The organism is Mesorhizobium sp. P2_H9 (assembly GCF_056403215.1).
Map to the genome: position 1 here is coordinate 82,959 of NZ_JBFUFX010000021.1, position 6,354 is coordinate 89,312.

Genomic DNA, 6,354 nt, shown 5'->3' on the forward strand with positions numbered 1-6,354 from the left:
GCGTGATTTGGCATCAAAGGAGTAGTTGTCACGTGGGCCGATAAGCCCCCGCCGTCTCAGCCGCCGGCCGGCAATCCCGCTTGCTACTGCGTCTCCAGCTTCCCATTCAGCTGCGCACGGGCATCCCCGATCGAAGCGGCATACGTCACCAGCGGGCGCTTGACGCCGTGGTTGATCAGCGTGCGCCGTATCTGCGGCGAGGCGCCTGAGATAATGAAGCGCACGCCGGCGCGCTTTGCCTTGTGGGCGGCCCCCTCGATGACATTGGCGGCCGTCGAATCGAAGAATGGCACGGCCGAGCAGTCGAGGATGAAGTTCTTGCGCTGGTCGGCGATGCGGTCGAGCACGGTGCCGACCGTGGAGGCAGCGCCGAAGAAGAAGGCGCCCGAGATGCGGTAGACCACGGTCTCGGCGTCGGTCGCCTCGCTGGAATCATAGACGCTGGCGCTGTCGGCGACATCGTCCTGCACCAGCGACTGGTCGGCTTCGACCGCGATCGACTTGGCCATACGGTCGATGAACAGGATCGAGCCCAGCGCGAAGCCGACGACAATGCCTTCGGTCAGGTCGCGGAAGACGACGATCAGGAAGGTCGCCAACAGCACCAGCGCGTCGCCGCGCGAGGCGCGCAGGAGCGTGGCAAAAGCCTGTTTTTCGAACATGTTCCAGCAGACCACCGCCAGCACCCCGGCAAGGGCGGCAAGCGGGATGTAGCTGGCCAGGGGTGCGGCCACCAGCATGAAGACGAGCAGGAACAGCGAATGCAGCATGCCCGAAACCGGTCCGTGCGCGCCGGCCCGCACATTGGTGGCAGTGCGGGCGATGGTGCCGGTAGTGCAGATGCCGCCGAACAAGGCGGAGGCGATGTTGGCAAAACCTTGCGCCACCAACTCGCAATTCGAGCGGTGGCGGCGTCCGGTCATGCCGTCGGCGACCACGGCCGACAGCAGCGATTCGATGGCGCCGAGCAGGGCAAAGGCCACCGCATCCGGCAGCACGGCGACCACCTTGTCGAGGTTGAACACCGGCAGCGCCGGAAACGGCAGGCTGCGCGGAATGCCGCCATAACGCGTGCCGATCGTTTCCGCAGGCAGTGCCAGCAGCGCCACCACCAGCGAGGCCAGGCCGACGGCAATCAGCATGCCTGGCCAGCCAGGCCGCCAGCGTTTCACGCCAACGATGGTGGCGATGGTCAGCACCGCGACGAGCGTCGCCGAGATGTTGACCGTGCTCGCAGCCTCGCCGATCGCCATCAGCTTCGGCACCAGCGGCCCGGGCTCCTTGCCCGCCAGTTTCAGCCCGAACAGTTCGACGATCTGGCCGGAAAAGATGATGATCGCGATGCCGGCGGTGAAGCCGACCGTCACCGGGTAAGGAATGAATTTGATGTAGGTGCCAAGCCGGAGATAGCCGATGGCGAGCAGGAAGACGCCCGACATCATCGTCGCCAGCAGCAGCCCGTCGACGCCTTCGCGCTGTACCGTCGCCGCCACCAGCACGATGAAGGCGCCGGCCGGGCCGCCGATCTGGAAGCGGCTGCCGCCGAGCGCCGAGACGATGAAACCGCCGACGATGGCCGTGAACAGGCCGCGCTCCGGCGTCACCCCCGAAGCGATCGCGATCGCCATCGACAGCGGCAGCGCGACGATGGCGACGGTCAGTCCGGCCATGAAGTCGGCCTTGAATTGCGGCAGGTGATAACCCTCGCGCCAGACCGTCACCAGCTTGGGCGTGAACAGTTCGGAAAATGTCGGCTTTGCCGACTTCGGGGCCGACTTCTGGGCCTGATGCTGGCTTGCCTGATGGGCCTGGTCCATGAACGTGCCTTCCGCTCCGTGAAGGCGGCGGGATCGTCGGCAGCAAATGTCGGCGGTCGCGTCGCGACTTATCTGTGCCGACCCGGTTGCGGGAGGTTACCGCGGCGCGGCCGGCTTGAGGCGCACGCCCCGGCCACCGCGCTCGCTGGCCTGGTTCTCGCCGATCAGTTCCACCCCGGCCTCGTCGAGGGCCTGGATGACCTTCATCAGCGTATCGACCACGCCCCTGACCACGCCATCGCTCGCTTCCATGCGCTGGATGGTCGGAAGCGAAACCCCGGCGCGCTCGGCGAGCGTCTTCTGATCGATGCCGGCCAGCGCCCTCGCGGCGCGCATCTGCGCGGCAGTAATCATCGGCCAAAACTCCCGTCTGAGTCTGCGGGATCAACGTATAATACAATCATGATGATGTTTCAACCATCAGTATGCATATATGAAACATGGGCTTTGCTCTTATCGGCGCGATGGTGGCGAGTATGACATCCATGCTAGCCTACCGCATTGTCGTCGTTTGCAGAAAATCGACGGCGATCCCGTTTCATCGACAAACATCGAGGGGATAAGCCGTTGAAAATCTTGAAGGCTTTGATGACATCAGCATACTTGCTGTCGACGGTTTTCCTGCTGGCGGGCTGCGGCCACGTGATCAACAGGATGATCTGACGCAGCACTTGCGGGTACGATTTGGCTCAGACACGGACTCGCGCGGCGTCAACTGACGTCGGGCTGTCCGCGCCATCGCTGCCACGCCCGCGCCGTCAGCCAGCACAGCATCGCCCAGGTGAAGCCGGCACACCAGCCGGCCAGCACGTCCGACGGCCAGTGGACACCGAGATAGATACGGCTGATGCCGACCAGCAGCGTCGTCAGCACCGCCAGGCCAAGCACATAGATCTTCGTCGTTCGTCCCGGCAGGAAGCGCGCCGCCAGCGCGCCGAGCGTCAGGTAGGTTACCGCCGACAGCATGGCGTGGCCGCTCGGAAAGGACAGCGACGTCTCGTCGACGAGATGCGAGACGAGTTCGGGACGCGGCCGGTCGATACCGGCTTTCAGCAGGCTGGACAGCACCTGGCCACCAGCCACCGCCACGAAGACCAGCAGCGCTGTTGCCGGCCTGCGGATCAGCAAGAGATAGACGATCACCGCCGTCACGATCAGCACCAGCACGCTGGAGCTGCCGAGGCTGGTGATGTCGCGCATCGCGCCCTCCAGCCAGGCCGGACCAACAGGGAGTCCCGGTTGACCCGGCTGACGGAAAGCGAGCAGGATTTCGGTGTCGAAAGCGTGCGGCGTGGTGGCGCGCGCCACCTCCATCAGCTCCTCGAACCCCCACAGCCCGCCGGCGATGACCAGCCCGGCCAGCAGCACCGGGAATTCGATCCAGTTGAGCAGAGCATTCGCGGCGGTTTTCATCGGCAATTCGCCCCGTTACATCCGCCCCTGCAGATAGGGCCCGAGCGTGATCAGCGCCACGGCGGCGATCGCCAGCACGATGCCAACCGCCTGCAGCGCGTTGACGCGCTCGCCGAAGAACACCAGCGCCACCACATTGACCGACACCAGCTGGATCACCGCCGACAGGCTGAACGACACCGACATGCCGAATTCGCGGATCAGCCGCAGCATGATCAGATTGCCGAGCGAATAGAGCGCCAGCGTCAGCACGATCTTGCCCAGGCTTGGCGCCAGCCCCCATTGCTTCGCCGCCGTCGCGGCCAGCAGAAAAATCACCGTCGAAAAGCCTAGCTGCAGCAATCCCGAAAAACTCAATTTCTGCTCCTTGACCATGGCCTTTGTCGCGGGTGTCGCAATCCTTGTTTCCGAACCGCTGGTCGCGGTCAAGCGGGAGCGATCAAGGACAGGAAATCGGGTCGGATTGGCCGGCTGTCGTTGCCATGACAAAGCAGGGCGGAGGCAGGATCGCGGCCCGGGACGATCGGTCGGCAAGAATCCGCAATCCTCCCTTTCGCGTTGAAACCATTCAAGCCTCGGGAAAGATTGGCAATTTAAACGTGGCGCCCTAGGTCAGTATCAGGAGACCGCCATGACAAAATCCGTTTATGACCGTGGCCTGCTCAAACCTGCCGACATCGCCCGGCTGCAGCGCGTGTTCGATGAAGCCTGCAAGCGGCGCGAAGCGCATCCCGATTCGGCCGACGCGCGGGAACTCGCGCTGACCCTACTCGCTTTGCACAATGCCGGCATGGTCGAAGAAGAGATGCTGATGGAAGCCGTTGGTTTCCGCCGGCTTGAACCGAAATCGGCCTGAGGCGCGACGGTTTGCGCCTATCCGGCGCGCTGAACGACGGCCACATGCATCGGGCTGCGCAAGCTGAAGCCGATGGACTCGTACAGGCTTATGGCAGCGGCGTTCGTGGCATAGGCGTGAAGATACGGAACCTCACCGCGCGCCACGATCTGATTGGCCACAAACACGGACAGCAGCCGGCCGAGGCCGCCGCCGCGAAACTCCGGGTGCGAGCACACGCCGCTGAGTTCGGTATAGCCGGGCTGCTTCATGCGCTCGCCGGCCATCGCCGCCAGCCTGCCGTCGACCTTTATGCCCCAGAAGTCACCGATGCTGAGAGCCCTGAGCGTGAACGGGCCGGGCTTGGTCAGCGAGGCCAAAGCGAGCATCTCGGCCGCGTCGTCCTGAGTCAGTTGCTGCACCCGCTCGTCCGACACGGCCTGCAATGGCGCGTCGAGAACCATCTGGACGCCGGAGGCGGTCGAGATCGCGGCCAGTTCAGCGGGAAGCGCAATGGCGTCCGCCTGCAGCAGGATGACACTCTCGCCAGCGGCAACAAGCGCCTGAAGCGCTTGCAGGCTTTCGGCGTCGTTAGCGGCGCTGGCTGCGAAGGGCACGATCGACGAGGGATAGCGCCGGGCGAGGGCGCCACCTTGCGCGAAGGCCTGATGGCGTGTCTCCAGCGCGCTCCAGACAGGGCGATCGAGCACGTGCCTCATAGCGCTTTTCCCACACGGCGATCGAGCGGAGCCGCAGCCAAGCCATCCTCGATGGCGGCCAGCTGATCGAGAAGCGGCCCTGAAAGATCCCTGCACAAATCGGCGACGGCGTTCTCGATGCGCGGCCACACATCGCGCTTGCCAGTATCGACCAGGCGCTGCCCCTTCTTCGTCAGCGAGACCATCCTGCGCCGCTGGTCACCGTCCGACTGAATCACTTCGACCAGCCCCAGCTCAGACAGCAGTGACACGCTCCGCGTCACGCCCGGCTGCGTGATCCCGAGCGACTGCGCCAGTTCGCCGACGGGCAGCGGCCCCAGCCTGTCGAGCGCGGCCAGCAGTGGGTACTGGCTCGACTGCACCGGAACCTCCAGGCGATCGAGCAGACGCTGCGTATCCGCCTGCAATTGCTCGCCGATGCGCCTCAGCCGGCTGCCCAGGGCGAGGTAGCCAAGAGATCGAATGATGTCTTCCATGGGTGGTCCGTTCGTCGCTTAAGAATAACATGTTATATAACAAGGCAAGGAAATGCAATCAAGAGCGCGCCGTGGCGATTGGCTGGACGCCCCGAAGCTTCGTCATCCACGGGCGAAGCAGCCGCGCAGCGGTGTCGCGAAGACCCGAGGATCCATGCCGTGACATTGGTCTTAGAGCGGGATGAATTGAGGCTGAATCGGCGAGGATTCCCTTAGGCGTGCAAATCTGATTCAACCTTCTTGCTGAGACAAGGAGGTCAGCATGGATGGGCAAGCCTTACTCGATGGATCTTCGCGAACGGGTTGTTGCGTCGGTTGAGCGGGAGGGGTTGTCGCGACGGCAGGCCTCGGCACGCTATGGGGTTGGTATCAGCACCGTCATCAGGTGGGTGCAGCGGTTGCGCGACACGAGTAGCCTTGCGCCCGGCAAGATGGGTGGGCACCGACCGAAGAAGATTGCCGGTGAGCATCGGGACTGGCTGCTGCTGCGCTGCCGAGCTGCGGATTTTACGTTGCGCGGTCTTGTGGTCGAACTTGGCGAGCGCGGCCTGAAGGTCGATTACCGCTCGGTGTGGGAGTTCGTCCACGCCGAGAAACTCAGTCACAAAAAAAGACGCTGATCGCGGCTGAGCAGGATCGACCGGATGTGTCACGCAGGCGAGCACAGTGGGCAAAGTATCAGGACCGGATCGATCCTTCCCGCCTGGTGTTCATCGACGAGACATGGACCAAAACCAACATGGCGCCACTCAGGGGATGGGCGCCGCGCGGCGAGAGAATCAAAGCCAAGGTGCCGCACGGCCATTGGAAGACCATGACCTTCTTGGCGGCACTGCGCCACGACCGCACCGTGGCTGATCGACGGGCCGATCAACGGCGAGCGTTTCCAGCTCTATGTCGACAAGGTTCTCGTCCCCACCCTCGAACCCGGCGACATCGTCATCATGGACAATCTCGGCTCGCATAAAGGCAAGGCCGTGCGCCGCGCCATCCGCTCGGCCGGCGCCAGGCTGTTCTTGCTGCCCAAATACTCGCCTGACCTGAACCCCATCGAGAAGCTCTTTGCAAAGCTAAAGCATTGGCTCCGTAAGGCT

Annotated in this window: 7 protein-coding genes and 1 pseudogene; 2 read left to right on the forward strand and 6 right to left on the reverse strand. The window is 63.8% G+C overall.

What is annotated here, in order from left to right; translation table 11 throughout:
• Positions 1 to 83: 83 nt before the first annotated feature.
• The 4 genes from AC1DXN_RS29540 to AC1DXN_RS29555 all read right to left on the reverse strand — a co-directional run bounded on the left by AC1DXN_RS29540 (position 84) and on the right by AC1DXN_RS29555 (position 3,587).
• Complete coding sequence (locus AC1DXN_RS29540; protein ID WP_477270023.1) at positions 84 to 1,817, reverse strand: SulP family inorganic anion transporter; 1,734 nt, start codon at positions 1,815 to 1,817, stop codon at positions 84 to 86.
• Between the two features lie 96 nt (positions 1,818 to 1,913).
• Positions 1,914 to 2,171, reverse strand: coding sequence for a helix-turn-helix domain-containing protein (locus AC1DXN_RS29545; RefSeq protein ID WP_477240335.1), 258 nt, complete (start codon positions 2,169 to 2,171; stop codon positions 1,914 to 1,916).
• Between the two features lie 357 nt (positions 2,172 to 2,528).
• Complete coding sequence (locus AC1DXN_RS29550; protein WP_477270021.1) at positions 2,529 to 3,230, reverse strand: phosphatase PAP2 family protein; 702 nt, start codon at positions 3,228 to 3,230, stop codon at positions 2,529 to 2,531.
• 15 nt (positions 3,231 to 3,245) lie between these two features.
• Positions 3,246 to 3,587: a hypothetical protein gene (locus AC1DXN_RS29555; RefSeq protein WP_477240339.1), complete on the reverse strand. Its 342-nt coding sequence runs from the start codon at positions 3,585 to 3,587 to the stop codon at positions 3,246 to 3,248.
• Positions 3,588 to 3,861: 274 nt separating this feature from the next.
• Between AC1DXN_RS29555 and AC1DXN_RS29560 the strand changes: the two genes are divergently transcribed.
• Positions 3,862 to 4,086, forward strand: coding sequence for a hypothetical protein (locus AC1DXN_RS29560; RefSeq protein ID WP_477240341.1), 225 nt, complete (start codon positions 3,862 to 3,864; stop codon positions 4,084 to 4,086).
• A gap of 17 nt (positions 4,087 to 4,103) precedes the next feature.
• Here the strand turns inward: AC1DXN_RS29560 and AC1DXN_RS29565 are convergent, their stop codons facing one another.
• Both AC1DXN_RS29565 and AC1DXN_RS29570 read right to left on the reverse strand, forming a co-directional pair.
• Positions 4,104 to 4,784 (reverse strand): GNAT family N-acetyltransferase, encoded by a 681-nt coding sequence (locus AC1DXN_RS29565; protein WP_477270019.1) that lies wholly within the window; start codon positions 4,782 to 4,784, stop codon positions 4,104 to 4,106.
• Positions 4,781 to 5,260, reverse strand: coding sequence for a MarR family winged helix-turn-helix transcriptional regulator (locus AC1DXN_RS29570; protein WP_477270017.1), 480 nt, complete (start codon positions 5,258 to 5,260; stop codon positions 4,781 to 4,783). The genes AC1DXN_RS29565 and AC1DXN_RS29570 overlap by 4 nt, the downstream gene beginning before the upstream one ends.
• A gap of 266 nt (positions 5,261 to 5,526) precedes the next feature.
• Between AC1DXN_RS29570 and AC1DXN_RS29575 the strand changes: the two are divergent.
• A pseudogene (locus AC1DXN_RS29575) lies at positions 5,527 to 6,354 on the forward strand (IS630 family transposase); the annotation flags it as partial.

Coding starts and splice junctions, on each gene's coding strand:
- AC1DXN_RS29565 (WP_477270019.1), bottom strand. CDS start 4,784: ATGAGGCACGTGCTCGATCGCCCTGTCTGGAGCGCGCTGGAGACACGC.
- AC1DXN_RS29540 (WP_477270023.1), bottom strand. CDS start 1,817: ATGGACCAGGCCCATCAGGCAAGCCAGCATCAGGCCCAGAAGTCGGCC.
- AC1DXN_RS29545 (WP_477240335.1), bottom strand. CDS start 2,171: ATGATTACTGCCGCGCAGATGCGCGCCGCGAGGGCGCTGGCCGGCATC.
- AC1DXN_RS29570 (WP_477270017.1), bottom strand. CDS start 5,260: ATGGAAGACATCATTCGATCTCTTGGCTACCTCGCCCTGGGCAGCCGG.
- AC1DXN_RS29550 (WP_477270021.1), bottom strand. CDS start 3,230: ATGAAAACCGCCGCGAATGCTCTGCTCAACTGGATCGAATTCCCGGTG.
- AC1DXN_RS29560 (WP_477240341.1), top strand. CDS start 3,862: ATGACAAAATCCGTTTATGACCGTGGCCTGCTCAAACCTGCCGACATC.